Raw genomic sequence first — 18,540 nt, 5'->3', positions numbered from 1 at the left:
GCCATGAAACGCGCGGCGGGCGGTTTCACCCTGATCGAGGTGGTGGTCACCCTGGCCCTGATCGGCCTGTTGGCCGGCATGGCCGCGCCGCTCACCGAGACCCTGGTGCGGCGCGGCAAGGAACAGGACCTGAAAAACGCCCTGTACCAGATCCGCGACGGCATCGACGCCTACAAGCGCGCCTATGACGCCGGCTACCTGGAGAAGTCCCTGGACAGCAACGGCTACCCGCCCAACCTGGCGGTGCTGGTGGACGGCGTGCGCGACGTGCGTAGCGCCAAGGGCGGCAAGTTCTATTTCCTGCGGCGCATCCCCCGCGACCCGTTCGCCAGCAGCAAGCATGACGACAACGGCGGCTGGGGCCTGCGCAGCTACGACAGTTCGGCCGACAACCCGCGCGACGGCGAGGACGTCTTCGACGTTTACTCCCAGGCGCGCGGCACTGGCCTCAACGGCATCCCCTACCGGGAGTGGTGAACCTATGCGCCGGCAAACGGGTTTTACCCTGATTGAGCTGATGGTGGTGATGGCCATCATCGCCACCTTGATGACCATTGCGCTGCCGCGCTACTTCAACAGCCTGGAAGCCTCGAAGGAGACCACCCTGCGCCAGAGCCTGTCGGCCATGCGCGAGGCGCTGGACCACTACTACGGCGACACCGGGCATTACCCCGACTCCCTGGACCAGTTGGTGGAGCAGCGTTACCTGCGCAACGCGCCGGTGGACCCCATTACCGAGCGCAACGACCAGTGGGTGCTGGTGCCGCCGCCGGCCGGCGTAGCCGGCGGCGTGGCAGACGTGAAAAGCGCTGCAGACGGGAGGTCGCGCGATGGCAGCCCGTACACTCAGTGGTAAGGCCGCCGCTGCCGGGTTCACCTACCTGGGCGTGCTGGTGTTGATCGCGATCATGGGCGCCAGCCTGGCCAGCACCTGCCAGCTGTGGTCGACCCTGGCGCGCCGCGCCCACGAACGCGAACTGCTGTGGGTGGGCACCCAGTACGCCGAGGCGCTGCGCAGCTACTACCGCGCCTCGCCGGGGCTGGCCCAGTACCCCAAGGAGCTCGATGAGCTGGTGCTGGACAAGCGCTTCCCCAGCCCGCGGCACCACCTGCGCCGGCTGTACCCGGACCCGATCACCAACAGCAGCGACTGGGGGCTGCTGCGGGGCCTGGACCAGCGCATCACCGGCATCTACAGCCAGGCCCAGGAGCAACCGCTCAAGCAGACCGGCTTCGCCGCGCAATGGTCGGAGTTCGACGGCATGGAGCACTACAGCGACTGGCAGTTCGTGGCCGAGAAAGCCACCGCCGATGGCGCTACCCAGCCGGCAGCGGCCAGCCCGCTGAAGGGGCTGGCGCCATGAAGCGCCTGGCGATGGCGATGCTGCTGGTGGCGCTGGCCGGCGCGGCGCAGGGCAACGAGGAAGACGAAATGATGGGCTTCATCGTCGATGACGCCATTTCCCATGTGGGCCACGACTTCTACTACGCGTTCACCGAACGCCTGCGGGCCACCAGCCGCATGGATTTCAACCTGGTGGTGCGCGAGCGCCCCGACCCGCGCTGGGGCAGCCTGATTACCGTGGAATATCAGCAACGCGTGATCTACCGGCGCTTCCTGCCGCCGAACACCGTGGCATTACAGGACACGGCCGCCGAGGCGGCCGACCTGGTCAAGGCGCAGATCATCCAGCGCAAGCTGGAAACCTTGTTGCAGGACACAACCGACCTGGAGAAGGACGAACTATGAATAATAAAAAACGCTACGCCTGCGCCTTGTCCTGCCTGCTGGGGTTGGGCGCCGCCCACGCCACGGAGCTGGTGTACACGCCGGTCAACCCCTCGTTCGGCGGCAACCCGCTGAACGGCACCTGGCTGCTCAACAACGCCCAGGCCCAGAACGACTTCGACGACCCGGACCTGAAAAAGTCCACCCCTGCGGGCAGCACGGCCCTGGAGCGTTTCACCAGCCAGTTGCAGTCACGGTTGCTGGGGCAGGTGCTGGACAACATTTCCACGGGCAATTCGGGGAGCCTGTCCACCGATGCCTTCATCGTCAACGTGATCGACAACGACGGCGCGCTGAGCATCAACGTGACGGACCGCAGCACGGGCGAAGTGTCGGAAATCAAGGTCAATGGCCTCTCCCAGTAAGGGACTTGGGCTACCTGGGGAGTGTGTGTGATGAAAAAACTGATCCTGGCCATGACCATCATGGCCACCCTGCAGGGCTGCGGCCTGCGCGAACCCATGTCCGCCGAACAGGACACCGCCATCCCGACGCTGACGCCGCGGGCGTCCACCTATTACGACCTGCTGAAGATGCCGCGGCCACGGGGCCGGCTGATGGCGGTGGTGTATGGCTTCCGGGATCAGACCGGGCAGTACAAACCCACCCCGGCCAGTTCGTTTTCCACCAGCGTCACCCAGGGCGCGGCGAGCATGCTGATGGACGCCATGCAGGCCAGCGGCTGGTTCGTGGTGCTGGAGCGCGAGGGGCTGCAGAACCTGCTGACCGAGCGCAAGATCATCCGCGCCTCACAGAAAAAGCCCAACGCGCCGGAGAACATTGCAGCCGAGCTGCCGGCCCTGCAGGCGGCCAACCTGATGCTCGAGGGCGGCATCATCGCCTACGACACCAACGTGCGCAGTGGCGGCGAGGGTGCGCGCTACCTGGGCATCGACCTGTCGCGTGAATACCGGGTGGACCAGGTCACCGTCAACCTGCGCGCGGTGGACGTGCGCAGCGGCCAGGTGCTGGCCAACGTCATGACCACCAAGACCATCTATTCGGTGAGCCGCAGCGCCGGGGTGTTCAAGTTCATCGAATTCAAGAAACTGCTGGAAGCCGAAGTGGGCTACACCACCAACGAACCGGCGCAGCTGTGCGTGCTGTCGGCGATCGAAGCGGCGGTGGGGCACCTGGTGGCCCAGGGCATTGAGCGGCACATGTGGACCGTGGCCGGCGACAACAGCGGCGCCGGCAACGAGACCCTCGACCGCTACCTGAGCCAGAACCACCCGCAGGACCCCGAAGAATAATTCCTGGCGCCATGCCCTCAGAAACGCGGCGCCCCCGGACGCGGCCTTTGGCCGCTGCTACAGGTTCCTGCCCGTAGCAGCAACTGTCTTGTGGGAGCAACTGTCTTGAAATGGCGTCGTCTGCATCGCGACTAAAGTCGGCTCCTACACTATTCGTGGTAGGAGCCGGCCTTGGCCGCGATGCAGGCGACGCGGTCCATGGGGTATCCGTATTCGCGTAGCAGCTGCCGCAGGCGGCGTCCAAGTGCAACGCGGTGCGCCTGCAACACGCAAAAAAAACCGCAACCCTGGGGCTGCGGTTTTTTGGCTTGCCGGGTTCAGCGCTGCAACACGGTCGCCTGGTTGGCGCTGCCGTACTGCTGCACGTTGGCGCTCTGGGCCTGGCCGGCCTGGTCGACGCTGGCGGTGTTGGCGGTGCCGCCCTGGGTGACGTACGCCACGTTCATGCTGTCGGCCTGCTTGATGGTGATCTGGTTGTCGCTGCCGTACAGCTGGGCGGTGTAGGCCTGGTTGTTGCTGCCCGTCTGGTCGAAGCTGGCGCTGTTGCCGCTGCCACCCTGGGTGCCCTGGGCCAGGTTGCTTTCGCCACGCTGGTCGGAGATCAGGATGTTGTCGCTGCCGTTCTGGTCGAAGTACAGCTCGTTGTAGCTGTCAGCCTGTTTGATGGTGGCCTGGTTGCCCTGGCCAGTCTGGTTCAGCTGGGTGACATGGCTGACGCCATCCTGGGTGAGGGTGGCGACGTTCTGGTTGCCGTTCTGGTTGAGGTAGGCGCGCTGGCCGGTGCCGCTCTGGCCGCCGACCATGCTGCCCTGGTACAGGTTGGCGTTGATCTTGTTGCCGTTGCCGCTGGTGCTGGCGCTCAGGTACTGGTTGCTGCCGGTCTGGTAGGTGTAGTGGGCGTTGCCATTGCCGCTCTGGTACAGCGACAGGGTGGCGCCGGTGGCCTGGAACTGGTCGGCGTAGACGGTGTTGGTGTCGCCGTTCTGCTGCACCTGGGCCGTGTTGTCGTGGCCGAAGCTCTGGTCCACGGTGGCGTCGTTGAGGCTGCCGTACTGGCTGACGCTGGCCTGGGTACCACCGGTCTGGCTGTCCTGCCACACGGTGGCGGCGTTCTGGTAGCCGCCCTGGTCGATGCTCAGCTTGCCGCCGATGCCGTCGCCCTGTTCGCCGTAGGCGATCTGGCCATCGCCGCTCTGGTTGATGCTGATCTGCCCGCCCACATGGTCCAGGTGCTCGGCGCGGGCGCTGTGGTTGTCGCCGTGCTGGTTGATGACCGCATTGTTGTTGATGCCGCCGAACACCTGCTGGATGCGCGCGCTGTTGTAGTTGCCAGCCTGGCTGGTGCTGGCCTGGCTGCCGTTCTGGGTGTCCTGGTAGACCTGGGTGTAGTTGTTGTCGCCGTTCTGCTGCTGGCTGGCCTGGTTGCCCTGGCCGCTGGACTGGCTGGCGTCCACGGTGTTGTAGCTGCCGCTCTGCACTTGATAGAGATGGCTGGCGCTTTCGTCGATCTGTTCGGCGTAGCCGCTGTTGTAGTGGCCGTCCTGGTTGAGCTGCATCAGGCTGTCGGTGCCTTGCTGGAAGGCGCTGGCGTAGTTGCCCTGGCCCTGCTGGGCCTGGCTGGCCTTGGCGTGGGCCGCCTGCTGTTGCTCGACGCTGGCGATGTTGCCGTCGCCGTTCTGGGTCTGCACCGAGGTGCTGTTGCTGGCCATGGCCTGGGCGCAACCCAGGGCCAGGATCGCCGCGGCGAGGGGTTTGAGTGTGAACATGGTGATGCCTCCTGAGGACTTCAAAGGTCGTTTCAGCGGTACTGCTTGATGGAAACGCTCATACCGTTGCCTGACTGCGTGACGGCGCTTTGCAGCCCCGTGCCGGCCTGTTCGATGCTCGCGTTGTTGTTATTGCCGTTCTGGTCGATCTGCGCGCGGTTACTGCTGCCGCGCTGGTTGATGCTGGCGACGTTCCCCGAGCCTTGCTGGTTGATCGACGCCATCAAATCGTTGCCTTGCTGCAGGATGTACGCCTCCTGGTTGCTGCCCACCTGCACGATGTTGCCCAGCAGCGACTGCCCCTGCTGCTGCAGGTGCGCCTCGTTGGCCTGGCCCTGTTGGTTGATCAGTGCCTGCTGGCCCACCGGTGGCGGCAGTTCGCCCAGGTCGCTGGCGGGTGCCAGGTCGCTGTTGTCCATCAGGTCATCGGCCAGGCATAACGGCACCTGGACGGCGAGCAGGCAGAGCAGGGCGGTCGTCAGTAGGCGCATGGTCAAACTCCTGATTCAGTAGCTGCCCGCCAACCGCAAGGCTGGCGGGCAAGCGGGCTACAGCGTGGTCACCGACACCGAGCGCACCGAGCCCTGGGAGCTGCGGATGGTCGCGGTGGGGTTGGCCGACGGTGCCACCGGGCTGTTATTGACAGTCAGGCGCCAGCGGCCGGTGGCCGGTACCGTGGTGGTGCCCAGCGTCACCAGCCCGGTCGGCGTGGTGACCTGCACGGTGATGGTGTTGCCGGTGACCACCGACGAGGTGCCGGCGAAGTCCCAGACGAAGCGGTTGCCCGATTTCGCCTGGACGCTGGCGGTGGTCACCGTGAAGGTTTCCGCCGCCGGTTTCGGCGACACCTGCACCGTCACCGTGGCCGGGGTGGACAGGGCGCCGAAGCTGTCCCGGGCCACGTAGGTGAAGGTCGTGGTGAAGGCCGCGGTGACCGTGGCGGGTGGGTTGTAGGTGACTTGGGTGCCGTCGGTGGTCACCGTGCCGCGGCCGGCGGCCGGTTGCGTCACGCTGGCCACGCCCAGGGGCACGTTGCCTTCGGGGTCGGTGTCGTTGGCCAGCACGTTGATCACCAGCGGCACGCCCAGGGTGGCGCCGGTGTCGGGGTTGGCCACCGGTGGCCGGTTGGGCGCGACGTTGACCGTCACCGTGGCCGGCGTCGAGGCCAGGCCCTTGCTGTCCTGGGCCATGTAGGTGAAGGTCGCGGCGATGGGCGCGTTGACCACCGCCGGTGGGGTGTAGACCACCTGGGTGCTGCCGTTGAGGGCCACGGTGCCCTGGCCGGTGGCCGGCTGGGTCAGGCCGGTGACGCTCAGGGGCACGTTGCCGTCGGGGTCACTGTCGTTGGCCAGCACGTTGAGGGTGATCGGCACGCCGAACCCGGTGGTGGCGGTGTCGGCGACCGCCACCGGCGGCTGGTTGTCCCCACTGTTGGGGGCGTTGCCCACGACCTTGACCCACTCGGTGTCGCTGCCGCCAGCAGCGGACTTGACCGTGACGCTGGCCGGCGGCTGCGCCAGCTCCGCCACAGTCAGGCGCTGCAGGGTGCCGCTCTTGGACAGGCGGCCGAAGCCGGCGGCGACCATGTCGGGCACGTTGACCTCGTCGGTGGAGGTGGCCTCGATCACCAGGGTCTTGTTGCTCCAGGTGTAGGTCGCGGTCTGGATCTTGACCAGGTCAATGAGCTTGCTCGACACCGAGGTGGGGCGCGTGGTGCCCGCAGGATTGCTGGCGGTGACCACCACCACGGCGGGCAAACTGCTGGAACTGAGCAGGTGCTGGCCGAAGAACAGCCCGTTGTTGTCGCCCACCATGGCTGTCTGGCACGGCGTGGCCGGGGTGCCGGGCACCAGCGCCAGGGTTTCGCGGAAGCACAGGCTGGAGCTGTTCGGCGAGCTGGCGAACACCTCGACGCGGGTGCTGGGGCTGCCGCCGTTGCTGGTGCGCCGGTAGGTGATGCGCTGGGCGTCCACCGGGGTTTGCGCACGGTTGTCGTAGACCTTGCCGGTCAGGTTGAACAGGTTGGTCTGGATAGTCCCGGCCGGGCCGCTGATGCGCACGAAGTTCGTGCCGTTGGGGCTGCCGGTCACCGCTTCCGCCAGGTTGGGGTCGCCGACGAAGGTCTCGCTGGCGCCGGTCTCCGGGTTGACCTCGATATAGGGGCCGTTGACGCTGTGCAGGAACGGGCCCACGGCACCATTCAACGCGCCGGTGAAGTTGCCGGGGGCGGCGACGCCGATGTCACGGGTGACGTTGATGGCCCGGCGCCCCGGCGTGGTCACGTTGAAGGTCTCCACGCCGTAGGGGTGGGTGACGGTGTAGGTACCTGCCTGGGGCACGTCGATGCGCAGGCGGATGCGCGCGAAGCTGATCTGCTGGCCGTCCACCGGCTCGGGCGTGGTGAACGCCGCCTCGACGCCGGCCACGTAGGCTTCCAGCGCGTAGCCGCTGTTGCCCACCGCCGGGATCTTGGTCTCGGCCACGGTCCAGAAGGCCTCGGGCGGCCAGTTGTCGGGGAACACCATGGGCAGGGTGTCGTCGAACACCCCTGGCTCGGGCAGGATGGTGCACATGTACGAAGGCGTGCCGGGCACGCTGGGCACGCGGGAACTCAGGGCCTTGGACTGGCACAGTTCCAGTTGCAGGTTGGTGGCGTCCTGGTACCAGGCCGGAAAGCGTCCGGTGGCGGCGGTATAGGGGCCAGTGTCGACGGCCGACAGCACCGCGTGGGCGTTGCCTGACAGCGTCAGTGCAACCGCCAGGGCGCTCAGGGCCAGGCTTGGGCGTTTGTTCATGGTGCCTCCTGAAGCAGATCTGGGCCGTTGGGCGTTCATTGCACGATGACCACTTCTTCAACGTCGCTGCCGCCGTTGGACGAAGTCACGCGCACCTTGGCCGGCGGTATGGGCGAAATGCTGGTGGCCAGGGTTTTCACCGCGCCGTCGCCGCCCAGGGCGCCAATGGTGGCGCCGCCCAGGGTGGTGGCGGTGAGCACCGGTGGCGAGGTCTCGTCGCTGGTGGCCGCCACTACGGTCAATTGGCCGGTGCTCAGGCTGTATTCGGCGCGCTGGATGATCACCAGGTCCGCAAGCGGCAGGCCCAGGCTGGTGGGGGTGCTGGTGGCGATGGCCAGGTGGTTGTCGGCGGTAAGTTGCAGCACGCTGGGCAGCGTCGGGTTGCTGGCGGACTGGCCGTACCAGTTGCCGGTGGCGGTGGTCTCGGTGAGGGCCAGGGCCGGGCTGTTGCTGGTCAGGGTGACCGTGGCGGGCTGCGGCGGCGCCTGCACGAACACGTCCTGCTGGGCAATCGGCGCGCTGGTGCCGGGGCGCCGGGAGTAGGTGCCGCGCTGGGTGATCAGCGGGGTGGGCCGCACGGTGGCCGACAGCTTGCCGGAGATGGCGAACAGCGTGGTGCGCACGTCGATGCCGTTGGGGCCTTCGATGCGCACGTAGTTGGTGTTGTAGGGGCTGCCGGTGGCGGCCTCGGTCAGGTTGGGGTCGCCGATGAAACTCTCGGCGGCGCCGGTCTGCGGGTTGGTCTCGGTGTAGGGGCCGTTGATGCTGCGCAGGAACGGGCCGATGTCGCCGGCCAGGGTGCCGGTGTAGACCTTGGGCGCGCCAATGCCGATGTCGCGGGTCAGGTTGATGGCGCGCCGGCCCGGGGTGGTCACCGTGAACGCCTCGACCCCGTAGGGGTGGGTGACGATGTAGGTCCCCGCCACTGGCACGTCGATGCGCATGCGGATGCGCGCGAAGCTGATCTGCTCGCCGTCGGCGGGCAGCCCGCCGCTGAACGCCGCTTCCACCGCCGAGCCGTAGTTGAGGTTGACGCCGGTGGCCGTGTCGTTGAAGGCGGCGTCAGCGGTGAACCAGAACGCCTCGTCCGGGAAGTTGGTGGGGAAGACGATGGCCTTGGTGTCGTCGAACACCCCGGGGTTGGGGATCAGCGAGCACATGTACGACGGCGTGCCGGGGGTGCTGGGCACCCGCGAGCTGAGGGCCTTGGACAGGCACAGGTCGAGCACCCGGCCATGGGTGTCCTGGTACCAGTTGGCGAAAAAGCCCGTGGGTGCCGCGTAGGGCCCAGGGTCCACGTCGAACAGCGCCGCGCGGGCCACGCCCTGGGCCAGGCAGGTCACCACCAGCACGGTGGCGGTCTTGGAAAGTAAAGGGTGCATGGGTTATCCCTCTGGCAAAGGCCCGGTCCTGTGGGGACGGGTCAGTTGCTCAGGTGCGGGCAACTCCCATGCCAGTGGTGGTGAAAGCCTTGCGCCAGAGCCCTGCAAGCCTGGTGAGCCGGCGACGCTGACAGGCGCCGCTGGGGTGTTTGCCCCAACTGTGGGGGCAATGGCGGCAGGCCGGGCAATTGGCTGGGGGTGGTCTATACCCATAGGGTCGAGACGGGAAACCACGCCCCATGAAATGGCCCTTTCGCAGGACCCGCGACGCCCAGGCAGACGCCGCGTCGCCCCCCGGCACCTTCAACCTGTTGCGCTCTTTCTCCGTCACCAGCATGGCGATCATCCTCCTGGTGGCGCTGGGGCTGGGGCTGGTGTCCACGCGTTTCGTGATCGGCCAGAGCGTGGAGCGCGACGCGCTGTTGACCGCGCAGTTCGTGCAGTCCATCGCCGCCACCGAGGTGCGCCACGCCCAGATCGACGACGTGCCACCCATGGGCGAACTGCTGGACCCGCGCCAGGACGGCAAGTTTCCCGGCATCGACCCGGCCTTGCGCGACAAGGTGCGCGGCGAGTTCTTCGACCATATCGCGCAGCTGCCCGACGTGCTGCTGGCCAATATCTATGCGCCGGACAAGCAGGTGATCTGGTCCACCAACCCCAGCCTGATCGGCCAATACATTCTGGGCGACGACGACCTGGAACGCGCCTTCGAGGAAAAAGTGCCGGTGTCCACCAGCTACCACGACATTGACGACGCGCGCATGGAGCAGAAATTCATCACCCCGCCGGACTTCATCTTCATCGAGAACTACGTGCCGCTGTTCAACGCCACCGGCGACCAGGTGATGGCCATGGTGGAGATCTACAAGGAGCCCAAAGACCTGATCGGGCGCATGGAGCGCGGGCTGTTGCTGATCTGGCTGGCCACCGTGGCCGGCGGCGCGCTGATTTACCTGGGCCTGTACTGGATAGTGCGCCGCGCCGCCATGCTGCTGGCGGTGCAGCAACAGAAGCTGGTGACCAACGAGACCTACGTGGCGCTGGGGGAAATGTCCTCGGCGGTGGCCCACAGCCTGCGCAACCCGCTGGCCACCATTCGTTCCAGCGCCGAACTGGCGCTGGAGTTCGACAGCGGCGTGGCGCACAAGAACATTGGCGACATCATCAACCAGGTGGATCGCATGTCCAGCTGGGTGCGCGAGCTGCTGCAGTCCCTGCGGCCGCTGAGCGACGAGCCGGAGCCGGTGAACCTGGTGGCCTGCGTGCACGACAGCCTGCTGGCCTTCGAACAGCAGATCGCCCGCGCCCAGGCCCGGGTGGTGTTCGAGGTGCAGCAGGCGCCGCTGGTGGTGAACCAGCAGGTGCAGGTGACGCAGATCCTCAACAGCCTGATGGCCAACGCCCTGGAGGCCATGGGCAAGGGCGGCACGCTGACCATCACCGTGACCAGCCCCGACAACCGCTGGGTGTGGCTGAGCCTGGCAGACACCGGCAAGGGCATGAGCGCCGAGCAGCGGGCCCTGTGCTTCAGGCCGTTCTTCACCACCAAGCAGGGCGGCCTGGGGGTGGGCCTGGTGCTGGTCAAGCGGATCATGGAACGCTTCGGCGGGCGGGTGGAACTGCAGAGCCAGGAAGGCGAGGGGACCTGTGTGAGCCTGGTGTTTCGGGCAGTGGCCGGGTAGGGCGACCTGCACGCTGGCGGCAACCACGAAATGGGTGTGAACTTTCCCCGCAAGCGGGTGTCATTCCCCAGTCGCCCCGGCCAGTGCCTATCGGTTTCGGAAGCTAATCCATTGTTTCCATTGAGTTTTAGGCGCGGCTAAAAAATTGGCCGGCTAATTGCTCCATCGTCATCACCCCTTCACGACTTGAGGCGGATGACGATGAACATTACCCACTGGCTTGCATTACGGCGCTGCGCCCGGTTGACGCCCTTGAGCCTGGCCCTGGCCCTGGTTATCCACGGTGCCTGGGCCGGGCCTATCGACGACGAAAGCCAGCCGCCCAGCGCTGACCCTTCCGCCTACCAGGATGAACCTGCCGATGAAACCTCGGCACTGAACGCTATCCTGGCCGACCCCGAGGCCAACGAAGACGCGCTGGACTTGCCCGACGCGGTCAAGGGCACCAAGGCCACCACCCGCGTCGAGAACGTGCTGCCGCCAGCGGCGCAGACCAGCTTCAACTACCCCACCAACGGCAAGCCCAGCCCGTTGTATGGGGCGCAGCCGTTTACCCAGCAGTTGACCCTGTTCGAGGAGTTCGGCCCGGAAAAGCTCGACCCCACCACGCCGCCGGGGCCGCTGCCGTTCCCGGCGCCGGTGAAAGGGCCGGCGCCGCAGCAAGACCCGCTTACCGATGCCCGCAGCGGCCCACCCAGCGCCGCGCTGGATGCCTTCTTGCGGCAACCGGGGCTTACACCGTTCCCCAGCCAGGTGTCCAACACCGTTGACCGCAACCCCTGGCAGGCGCAGATCGAGGTGTTCCTCAACCGCCGCATCGGCTCGTCCGCCGAAGGCCGGCCACCAGGAAAGGGCTGGTCGCACCAGCGCTGGAACGAGTTCTACCCGCAGTACGCCTACAAGACCGTGCAGACCGGCGCGCGCACCAACGGTGGCCTGCGTGACAGCAGGCAGCGCCACGGCTACCAACTGGGCGAATTCGGCCCCGGTGGCCTGTACCACAACGTGGCGGGCATGCCGGCCACCGATGGCACGGCCAAGGGCGTGGACGCGCGCTTCCACCCCAACATGCCGGTGCAGAACCACAACTCGGTGTGGACCTTCGACGGCACGCTGCCGCCCAAACTGCTGATGGTGCGCTACGGCCAGCCGGTGCTGATGCGCCACTACAACGGCCTGCCCATCGACCCGTCGGCCAACAAGGGCTTCGGCCTGCACACCATCAGCACCCACGAGCACAACGGCCACGCGCCAGCGGAAAGCGACGGCTATGCCAACGCCTTCTTCTTCCCCGGCCAGTACTACGACTATCGCTGGCCCATACAGCTGGCCGGCTACGACACCATCAACACCAACGCCCAGGACCCGCGCGCAGCGTTTCCCTGCGCGCCGGGCGAGACCCTGTGGGTCAATGACGCAAGCCCCGGCCTGAAAACCTGCGACCACGGCACCATCAAGATCCGCGGCGACTGGCGCGAAACCATGAGCACCCACTGGTTCCACGACCACATGCTCGATTTCACCGCCCAGAACGTCTACAAGGGCAACGCGGCGATGATGAACTACTACAGCGCCCTGGACCGCGGCAACGAGGCGGTGGACGACGGCGTCAACCTGCGCTTCCCCAGCGGCAGCGCCTTGCCGTGGGGCAACCGCGACTACGACGTGAACCTGGTGATCGCCGACAAGGCCTGGGACCAGGACGGCCAACTGTGGTTCAACCCCTTCAACACCGATGGCTTCCTGGGCGACCAGCCCATGGTCAACTGGCAGTGGAAACCGGTGCTCGACGTGCGCGCCCGCAGCTACCGCTTCCGCATCCTCAACGGCTCGGTGTCGCGCTACATCAAGCTGGCCCTGGTGCGCGAAATCAAGGGCACCAGCGGCGAGTTCCAGGGGCCCAAGGGCTCGGGGTTGTCCTACGCGCGGGTGCCGTTCCACATGATCGCCAACGACGGCAACATCATGGAACACGCCGTGCCGTTCGACGGCAGCATGGACCTGGACGCCGATGGCGACAAACAGAACCACAACGCCATCCTGCCGACCCAGGGCATCGCCGAGCGCTTCGACATTCTGGTCAACTTCGCCAAGAACGGCGTGAAAGCGGGGGACAAGCTGTTCCTGGTCAACGTGCAGTCCCATGAAGACGGCAAGGGCCCCAAGGAGGTCATTCCCCTGGCGGACATCCTGTCCGAGAAGTACCTGCCGGTGATCAAGCAGACCAGCAAGGGCCCGCAGTGGGACAAGGGCGACCCGGTGGTGGGCAAGATCCTGCAGCTTAACGTCAAGGCCTACACCGGCCAGGACCTGGCCATGGACCCGTCGCTGTATGAGCCGGCCAAGCCGGGCAAGGCCGAGGGCAAGGTGATGATCCCGCTGAAGATCCACCGCGACAACCCTGCTGACAAGGCCATCCTCGCCAAGGCGCGCCACCGCACCTTCATCTTCGGCCGCTCCGACGGCACCGATGAAGCGCCCTGGACGGTCAAGACCGATGGCGGCTTCGGCTACCACATGGACCCACGCCGGCTGAACGCCGCCACGCAGTTGGCCAACGGCCCCACCGACGCCGGCTACGGCGGCATCGGCACCCTGGAAGTGTGGAAGATACAGGCCGGCGGCAAGGGCTGGAGCCACCCGGTGCACGTGCACTTCGAGGAAGGCATCATCCTCAGCCGCGGCGGCAAGGCACCGCCTGAGTGGGAAAAATGGGCACGCAAGGACGTCTACCGCATCGGTTCGGAAGCCGACGGCCTGGACAACGTGGAAATGGCAATCAACTTCCGCGAGTTCGCCGGCACCTACATGGAGCACTGCCACAACACCCAGCATGAGGACAATTCGATGCTGCTGCGCTGGGACCTGGAAAAACCCGGCCAGCTGCAGCTGATGCCCACGCCGCTGCCCAGCTGGGACGGGGTGCGCTACGTGAACTCGGCCGCGCTGCCAACCTTCCGTACCGGCGACGGCGCCGGCCCGCAAGTGAACGTGAAATAAGGAGGCCCAGGCCATGAGCAAGCACGACACCCGCCACGCTGCGCTGCAACTGCACTGGATATTGGTGCTGGTGGCGTGCCTGCTGGCCAGCCGGGCCCTCCACGCCCACGAAGGGCATGTGCACGAGGTGGCCACGCCGCCCGCCGTGGCGGCGGACACCTCGGCCACGCCCTGGGGCGGCGATTACTTCCCCAACACCGTGCTGACCAACCAGGACGGCCAGCCGGTGCACTTTTTCGACGACCTGATCAAGGGCAAGGTGGTGGTGATCAATTTCATCTTCACCTCGTGCACCGACTCCTGCCCGCTGGAAACCGCGCGGCTGCGCCAGGTGCAGAAGCTGTTGGGCGACCGGGTGGGCAAGGACGTGTTCTTCTATTCCATCAGCATCGACCCGGACACCGACACCCCGGCGGTGCTCAAGCACTACATGGACAAATTCAAGGTAGGGCCGGGCTGGCAGTTCCTCACCGGCAACAAGCAGGACATCACCCAACTGCGGCAGAAACTGGGGTTGTTCATCGAAGGCGTGGACAATGGCCGCAGCAAGGACCACAACCTCAGCCTGATCGTCGGCAACCAGGCCAGTGGCCGCTGGATGAAAGCCTCGCCGTTCGAGAACCCGTGGATCCTGGCCGACCAGCTGGCCAACACCCTGCAGAACTGGAAAACCCCCAGCACCGAGCAGAGCTACGCCAACGCCCCGGACATACGCCCGCCCAGCAACGGCGAAGAGCTGTTCCGCACCCGTTGCGCGTCATGCCACAGCCTGGGCCCCCTGGATGGCCAAGGCCTGGGCCTGCGCAGCATCGGCCCCGACCTGATTGGCGTGACCCGCCAGCGCGACCCCGAGTGGCTGAAACGCTGGCTGAAAGAGCCCGACCGCCTGCTGGCCGAAAAAGACCCGCTGGCCGTGCAGCTTTACCAGCAGTACGACAGCGTGGCCATGCCCAACCTGCGCCTGGACGACACCTCGGTGCTGTCTATTCTGGAGTTCCTGGACAGCGAGACCAACCGCCAGCGGCCGTTGCCCGCGCCGATGGCCGATGCCGAGCCTGCGCACGTGCACCAGGTCGATCACAGCCAGCACAACATGTCAGGTATGCAATAGAGGCAAATTACTATCATTGGCAGGCCCGTCATAGCGAATGATCAGTGGCAGGGGTCAAGACGGGTCTATATCTTCAAAGACAAAAAGCAGCCAGGAACGCCTGACATGCAGACAATAAACCCCACGGCCGGCGGTGCCGCCCAGCACGAGCCGCGCCCGGCCAGCTTCAACCTTCTGCGCTGGTTCTCCCTGGCCAGCCTGTTGATCATCGGCGCCGTGGCGCTGGGCCTGGGGTATGTGTCCACCGGCTTCGTGGTCAACCAGAGCGTGGAGCGCGACGCGCTGCTGACCGCGCAGTTCATCCAGTCCATCGGCGAGGCCGAGTTGCGCCACGCGCACATTCCCGCCGCCCTGACCATCGGTGATGTCCTCGACAACCAGCCGCACCCCGAGCTGGCCGGCTTTGACGCCCGCCTGCAACTGGCGGCGCGCGACGAGTTTCTCGATCACCTGGCGCAACTGCCCGACCTGCTGCTGGCCAGCGTGTATGGCCTGGACCACAAGGTGATCTGGTCCACCAACCCGCAGCTGGTGGGCGTGAACATCGAGGACGACGACGAGCTGGACGAGGCCTTCGAGATGAAGGTGCCGGTGGCCGCCAGTTACCACCGCATCGCCGAGGAGCGGCCGGAGCAGAAGCTGCTGCGCGAGCCCGAATACCTGTTCATCGAAAACTACATCCCGCTGTTCAACGCCGACCGCAGCAAGGTCGTCGCCATGGTGGAAATCTACAAGGAGCCGGCCGACCTGGTGGCCCGCATCCGCCGTGGCTACCTGCTGATCTGGCTGGCCACCCTGGCGGGCGGGGCGCTGATCTATGGCGGCCTGTACTGGATAGTGCGGCGCGCCGCCACGCTGTTGCGCACCCAGGAGCGCCAGCTGGTGGCCAACGAGACCTTCGTGGCCCTGGGCGAGATGTCCTCGGCGGTGGCCCACAGCCTGCGCAACCCGCTGGCCACCATCCGCTCCAGCGCGGAGCTGGCCCAGGAGGTGGCGAGCGAGGACTCGCAGAAGAACATCGCCGACATCATCGGCCAGGTCGACCGTATGTCGCGCTGGGTACGCGAGTTGCTTGTGTCCCTCAAGCCCATGAGCACCGAACGCGAGGCGGTGGACCTGACCGCAGCCATCGAGCAGGCCTGCAAGCAGCATGAAGGGCTGATACGGCGCTGCAACGTGCAGTTGAACTGGTCGCCGCGCGGCTACCCGAAGGTGCTCAGCCACCAGATGCAGCTGATGCAGATTCTCAACAGTTTGTTTACCAACGCCGTGGAGGCCATGCCCGACGGCGGAATATTGACCATCGAGGTGCAGGAACAGCCCGGCGGGCGCCTGACCCTGGCCCTGAGCGATACCGGCAAGGGCATGACGCGGCAGCAGGAACGCATGGTGTTCAAGCCCTTTTTCACCACCAAGCAGGGTGGGCTGGGCGTGGGCCTGTCGCTGGTCAAACGGATAATGGAACGCTTCGAGGGCTCGGTCGACCTGACCAGTCAGGAGCAGGAAGGAACCCGTGTGTGTCTTAATTTCAGAGTGGCAGCGGGAGGGGACTATGGAGCACAGCATACTGCTGGTCGAGGATGATGAAATCCTGGCGCAGAACATACAGACCTATCTGGAGCGCAAGGGCTTCGAGGTCAGTGTCTGCCACAGCGCCGAGGATGCGCTGGAGCAATTGCGCAGCTTCCAGCCCGACGCCGTGCTGACCGACAACTCGCTGCCGGGCTTGAGTGGCCATGACCTGATCCAGAAGCTGCGCATCAGCGCGCCGGATCTCAAGGTGATCATGATGACCGGCTACGGCAACATCGAGGACGCGGTGGTGGCCATGAAGGAGGGCGCCTTCCACTACGTGACCAAGCCGGTGGCGCTGCCCGAGCTCAAGCTGCTGCTGGACAAGGCCCTGGCCACCGACCGCATGGAGCGCACCTTGTCGTTCTACCAGGACCGCGAGGCGCAGAAGTCGGGGATCCAGGCGCTGATCGGCGAGTCGCCGGCCATGCTGACCATGAAGAACACGCTGATGCAGCTGCTCGACGCCGAGCGGCGCATGCCCAACAACGACCTGCCGCCGGTGCTGGTGGAAGGCGAGACCGGGACCGGCAAGGAACTGGTGGCCCGTGCGCTGCACTTCGACGGGCCGCGGGCCAAGGGCCCGTTCATTGAATTCAACTGCGCGTCGATTCCGTCGAACCTGCTGGAATCGGAGCTGTTCGGCCACGAAAAGGGCGCGTTCACCGACGCCAAGGACCGCCGCGTGGGCCTGGTGGAGGCCGCCGACGGCGGCACGCTGTTCCTCGACGAGGTGGGCGAGATGGACCTGCTGCTGCAGGCCAAGCTGCTCAAGCTGCTGGAAGACCGCACCATCCGCCGCGTGGGTTCGGTGAAGGAGCGCAAGGTCGACCTGCGCATCATCAGCGCCACCAACTGCAACCTGGAGCAGATGGTGCAGCAGGGCAAGTTTCGCCGCGACCTGTTCTTCCGCCTGCGCATCATCTCCATCAAGGTGCCGCGGCTGTTCAGCCGTGGCAACGACATCCTGCTGCTGGCCCGGCACTTCCTGGCGGCCCACGGCAAGCGCTACGGCAAGCCGAACCTGTACTTCAGCGGCCAGGCCCAGGAGCTGATGCTCAGCTACAGCTGGCCGGGCAACGTGCGCGAACTGCGCAATATGCTTGAGCAGACCGTGCTGCTGGCACCCAGTGACTGTGTGGGCGCCAGCCAGTTGAACGTCTGCCACAGCCTGACCGACACGCCCATCGCCCCGCCCCGCGAGGATGTCAGCGAGCCGCGCCCGGTGTTCGAAGACACGGCCAGCATGACCCTGCCGGCGGTGGAGCGCGACATGGTGCGCAAGGTGCTCGACAAGACCGACTGGAACGTCACCAAGTCCGCGCGGCTGCTGGGCCTGAGCCGCGACATGCTGCGCTACCGTATCGAGAAACTGGGCCTGATGCGCCCTGACAAGCGTCAGTGGTAGCCCTTCGCCTGCGCGGGGTCGGCCAGGCAACTGGGGTCCGGCACCCGCGTATCCACGTACACCCCCAGCCTTGGGTCATAGATCCGCGCCACCACCTCGCTGCGCTCGGCCAGCGCGGGTAGTTGCGAGTCGTAGAACTGATGGGGGTATTCCACCACTTCAAAGGCCTGTGGCGGCACATCGACGAAGGGCTGCGGGGGTGAGGAGTGAACCGTGGGGTAGTAGGTCTGCGCCATGGCCAGGGGCGACGACAGCAGACAGCAGGCAAGCAAGGACAGGCGAAGCGGCATGGTCATGACGGCACCGTTGGATACATCCCCCCACGTACAACCCCAAGGCCATCAATATAGCACCTGGACGCGGCCTGCGGCCGCTGCTACGGGAGGGGCGGGGACGCGGCCTGTGGCCGCTGCTACGGGCGTAGCAGCAACTGTCTTGAAATGACGTCGTCTGCATCGCGACTAAAGTCGGCTCCTACACTATTCGTGGTAGGAGCCGGCCTTGGCCGCGATGCAGGCGACGCGGTCCATGGGGTATCCACGTTCGCGTAGCCGCTGCCGCCAGGCTGCGCTGGCCTCTGAGTGCACTGAAGATCTTCAGCGAGAGTGAAGGCCTGCGCAGCCTGCGGCCGCTGCTACAGATTCGCCTAGCCACTGTCTTGCCCAGTCAATGACGTCCGCCATGCTGTGCCGTCGCGCAGCATGGCGTTAAGCCGGACCAGCAGCACGCGCATGCACGCTACCAGCGCCACTTTTGCACTCTTGCCTTTATCGCGCAGC

The 18,540-nt window shown here is 66.0% G+C and carries 16 protein-coding genes and 1 pseudogene; 11 read left to right on the top strand and 6 right to left on the bottom strand.

The genetic code is table 11. The features are described from left to right. The first annotated feature begins 3 nt into the window (after window positions 1–3). From AC0Z2B_RS17330 to AC0Z2B_RS17305, 6 genes are read left to right on the top strand one after another with little or no spacing between them, the layout of a single operon-like run. Complete coding sequence (locus tag AC0Z2B_RS17330; protein WP_416424384.1) at window positions 4–477, top strand: type II secretion system protein; 474 nt, start codon at window positions 4–6, stop codon at window positions 475–477. 4 nt (window positions 478–481) lie between these two features. Further along, window positions 482–856: a type II secretion system protein gene (locus AC0Z2B_RS17325; RefSeq protein ID WP_476298239.1), complete on the top strand. Its 375-nt coding sequence runs from the start codon at window positions 482–484 to the stop codon at window positions 854–856. Continuing rightward, window positions 831–1,364 carry a type II secretion system protein gene (locus AC0Z2B_RS17320; RefSeq protein ID WP_476298237.1) on the top strand — a complete coding sequence of 178 codons (534 nt, stop codon included), beginning with the start codon at window positions 831–833 and terminating at the stop codon, window positions 1,362–1,364. Before AC0Z2B_RS17325 ends, AC0Z2B_RS17320 begins: the two co-directional genes overlap by 26 nt. Further along, a complete protein-coding gene (csgE, locus tag AC0Z2B_RS17315) occupies window positions 1,361–1,750 on the top strand; it encodes a curli production assembly/transport protein CsgE (RefSeq protein ID WP_416424381.1) in 390 nt (129 codons plus the stop codon). Before AC0Z2B_RS17320 ends, csgE begins: the two co-directional genes overlap by 4 nt. After that, window positions 1,747–2,154 carry a curli assembly protein CsgF gene (locus AC0Z2B_RS17310; protein WP_416424380.1) on the top strand — a complete coding sequence of 136 codons (408 nt, stop codon included), beginning with the start codon at window positions 1,747–1,749 and terminating at the stop codon, window positions 2,152–2,154. The genes csgE and AC0Z2B_RS17310 overlap by 4 nt, the downstream gene beginning before the upstream one ends. A gap of 30 nt (window positions 2,155–2,184) precedes the next feature. Then, window positions 2,185–3,042 carry a CsgG/HfaB family protein gene (locus tag AC0Z2B_RS17305; RefSeq protein ID WP_476298234.1) on the top strand — a complete coding sequence of 286 codons (858 nt, stop codon included), beginning with the start codon at window positions 2,185–2,187 and terminating at the stop codon, window positions 3,040–3,042. Window positions 3,043–3,359: 317 nt separating this feature from the next. Here AC0Z2B_RS17305 and AC0Z2B_RS17300 read toward each other — a convergent pair whose 3' ends face one another. From AC0Z2B_RS17300 to AC0Z2B_RS17285, 4 genes are read right to left on the bottom strand one after another with little or no spacing between them, the layout of a single operon-like run. After that, a complete protein-coding gene (locus AC0Z2B_RS17300) occupies window positions 3,360–4,808 on the bottom strand; it encodes a curlin (RefSeq protein WP_476298232.1) in 1,449 nt (482 codons plus the stop codon). 32 nt (window positions 4,809–4,840) lie between these two features. Then, a complete protein-coding gene (locus AC0Z2B_RS17295) occupies window positions 4,841–5,299 on the bottom strand; it encodes a curlin (RefSeq protein ID WP_476298230.1) in 459 nt (152 codons plus the stop codon). A gap of 57 nt (window positions 5,300–5,356) precedes the next feature. Beyond that, window positions 5,357–7,603 (bottom strand): Ig-like domain-containing protein, encoded by a 2,247-nt coding sequence (locus AC0Z2B_RS17290; protein ID WP_476298229.1) that lies wholly within the window; start codon window positions 7,601–7,603, stop codon window positions 5,357–5,359. Between the two features lie 35 nt (window positions 7,604–7,638). Then, entirely contained in the window at window positions 7,639–8,985 is a 1,347-nt protein-coding gene (locus tag AC0Z2B_RS17285; RefSeq protein WP_476298228.1) for a hypothetical protein, read from the bottom strand. A gap of 239 nt (window positions 8,986–9,224) precedes the next feature. Between AC0Z2B_RS17285 and AC0Z2B_RS17280 the strand changes: the two genes are divergently transcribed. The 5 genes from AC0Z2B_RS17280 (at window position 9,225) to AC0Z2B_RS17260 (ending at window position 17,761) form a co-directional block, all read left to right on the top strand. Further along, the gene (locus AC0Z2B_RS17280; protein ID WP_476298227.1) at window positions 9,225–10,670 is read left to right on the top strand and encodes a sensor histidine kinase; all 1,446 of its coding nucleotides are present in this window, start codon (window positions 9,225–9,227) and stop codon (window positions 10,668–10,670) included. 201 nt (window positions 10,671–10,871) lie between these two features. Continuing rightward, on the top strand, window positions 10,872–13,670 hold the full coding sequence (locus AC0Z2B_RS17275) for a multicopper oxidase domain-containing protein (protein WP_476298226.1): 2,799 nt from the start codon (window positions 10,872–10,874) through the stop codon (window positions 13,668–13,670). A gap of 13 nt (window positions 13,671–13,683) precedes the next feature. After that, the gene (locus AC0Z2B_RS17270; protein WP_476298225.1) at window positions 13,684–14,781 is read left to right on the top strand and encodes an SCO family protein; all 1,098 of its coding nucleotides are present in this window, start codon (window positions 13,684–13,686) and stop codon (window positions 14,779–14,781) included. 105 nt (window positions 14,782–14,886) lie between these two features. Further along, window positions 14,887–16,365, top strand: a complete 1,479-nt coding sequence (locus tag AC0Z2B_RS17265) for a sensor histidine kinase (RefSeq protein ID WP_476298224.1) — start codon at window positions 14,887–14,889, stop codon at window positions 16,363–16,365. Further along, window positions 16,334–17,761 carry a sigma-54-dependent transcriptional regulator gene (locus AC0Z2B_RS17260; protein WP_476298223.1) on the top strand — a complete coding sequence of 476 codons (1,428 nt, stop codon included), beginning with the start codon at window positions 16,334–16,336 and terminating at the stop codon, window positions 17,759–17,761. The genes AC0Z2B_RS17265 and AC0Z2B_RS17260 overlap by 32 nt, the downstream gene beginning before the upstream one ends. Here AC0Z2B_RS17260 and AC0Z2B_RS17255 read toward each other — a convergent pair. Both AC0Z2B_RS17255 and AC0Z2B_RS17250 read right to left on the bottom strand, forming a co-directional pair. Further along, the gene (locus tag AC0Z2B_RS17255; protein ID WP_476298222.1) at window positions 17,752–18,057 is read right to left on the bottom strand and encodes a hypothetical protein; all 306 of its coding nucleotides are present in this window, start codon (window positions 18,055–18,057) and stop codon (window positions 17,752–17,754) included. The genes AC0Z2B_RS17260 and AC0Z2B_RS17255 overlap by 10 nt on opposite strands. Window positions 18,058–18,407: 350 nt before the next feature. Beyond that, a pseudogene (locus tag AC0Z2B_RS17250) lies at window positions 18,408–18,540 on the bottom strand (IS110 family transposase); the annotation flags it as partial.

It is taken from the genome of Pseudomonas sp. GYB4201, from assembly GCF_056312595.1.
Note: the sequence above shows the minus strand (reverse complement) of the source record. Positions and strands in the feature narration are given on the sequence as shown.

Bases quoted from the DNA above. Each gene is read 5' to 3' on its own strand.
- AC0Z2B_RS17330 (WP_416424384.1), top strand. From the start codon at position 4: ATGAAACGCGCGGCGGGCGGTTTCACCCTGATCGAGGTGGTGGTCACC.
- AC0Z2B_RS17325 (WP_476298239.1), top strand. From the start codon at position 482: ATGCGCCGGCAAACGGGTTTTACCCTGATTGAGCTGATGGTGGTGATG.
- AC0Z2B_RS17320 (WP_476298237.1), top strand. From the start codon at position 831: ATGGCAGCCCGTACACTCAGTGGTAAGGCCGCCGCTGCCGGGTTCACC.
- csgE (WP_416424381.1), top strand. From the start codon at position 1,361: ATGAAGCGCCTGGCGATGGCGATGCTGCTGGTGGCGCTGGCCGGCGCG.
- AC0Z2B_RS17310 (WP_416424380.1), top strand. From the start codon at position 1,747: ATGAATAATAAAAAACGCTACGCCTGCGCCTTGTCCTGCCTGCTGGGG.
- AC0Z2B_RS17305 (WP_476298234.1), top strand. From the start codon at position 2,185: ATGAAAAAACTGATCCTGGCCATGACCATCATGGCCACCCTGCAGGGC.
- AC0Z2B_RS17300 (WP_476298232.1), bottom strand. From the start codon at position 4,808: ATGTTCACACTCAAACCCCTCGCCGCGGCGATCCTGGCCCTGGGTTGC.
- AC0Z2B_RS17295 (WP_476298230.1), bottom strand. From the start codon at position 5,299: ATGCGCCTACTGACGACCGCCCTGCTCTGCCTGCTCGCCGTCCAGGTG.
- AC0Z2B_RS17290 (WP_476298229.1), bottom strand. From the start codon at position 7,603: ATGAACAAACGCCCAAGCCTGGCCCTGAGCGCCCTGGCGGTTGCACTG.
- AC0Z2B_RS17285 (WP_476298228.1), bottom strand. From the start codon at position 8,985: ATGCACCCTTTACTTTCCAAGACCGCCACCGTGCTGGTGGTGACCTGC.
- AC0Z2B_RS17280 (WP_476298227.1), top strand. From the start codon at position 9,225: ATGAAATGGCCCTTTCGCAGGACCCGCGACGCCCAGGCAGACGCCGCG.
- AC0Z2B_RS17275 (WP_476298226.1), top strand. From the start codon at position 10,872: ATGAACATTACCCACTGGCTTGCATTACGGCGCTGCGCCCGGTTGACG.
- AC0Z2B_RS17270 (WP_476298225.1), top strand. From the start codon at position 13,684: ATGAGCAAGCACGACACCCGCCACGCTGCGCTGCAACTGCACTGGATA.
- AC0Z2B_RS17265 (WP_476298224.1), top strand. From the start codon at position 14,887: ATGCAGACAATAAACCCCACGGCCGGCGGTGCCGCCCAGCACGAGCCG.
- AC0Z2B_RS17260 (WP_476298223.1), top strand. From the start codon at position 16,334: ATGGAGCACAGCATACTGCTGGTCGAGGATGATGAAATCCTGGCGCAG.
- AC0Z2B_RS17255 (WP_476298222.1), bottom strand. From the start codon at position 18,057: ATGACCATGCCGCTTCGCCTGTCCTTGCTTGCCTGCTGTCTGCTGTCG.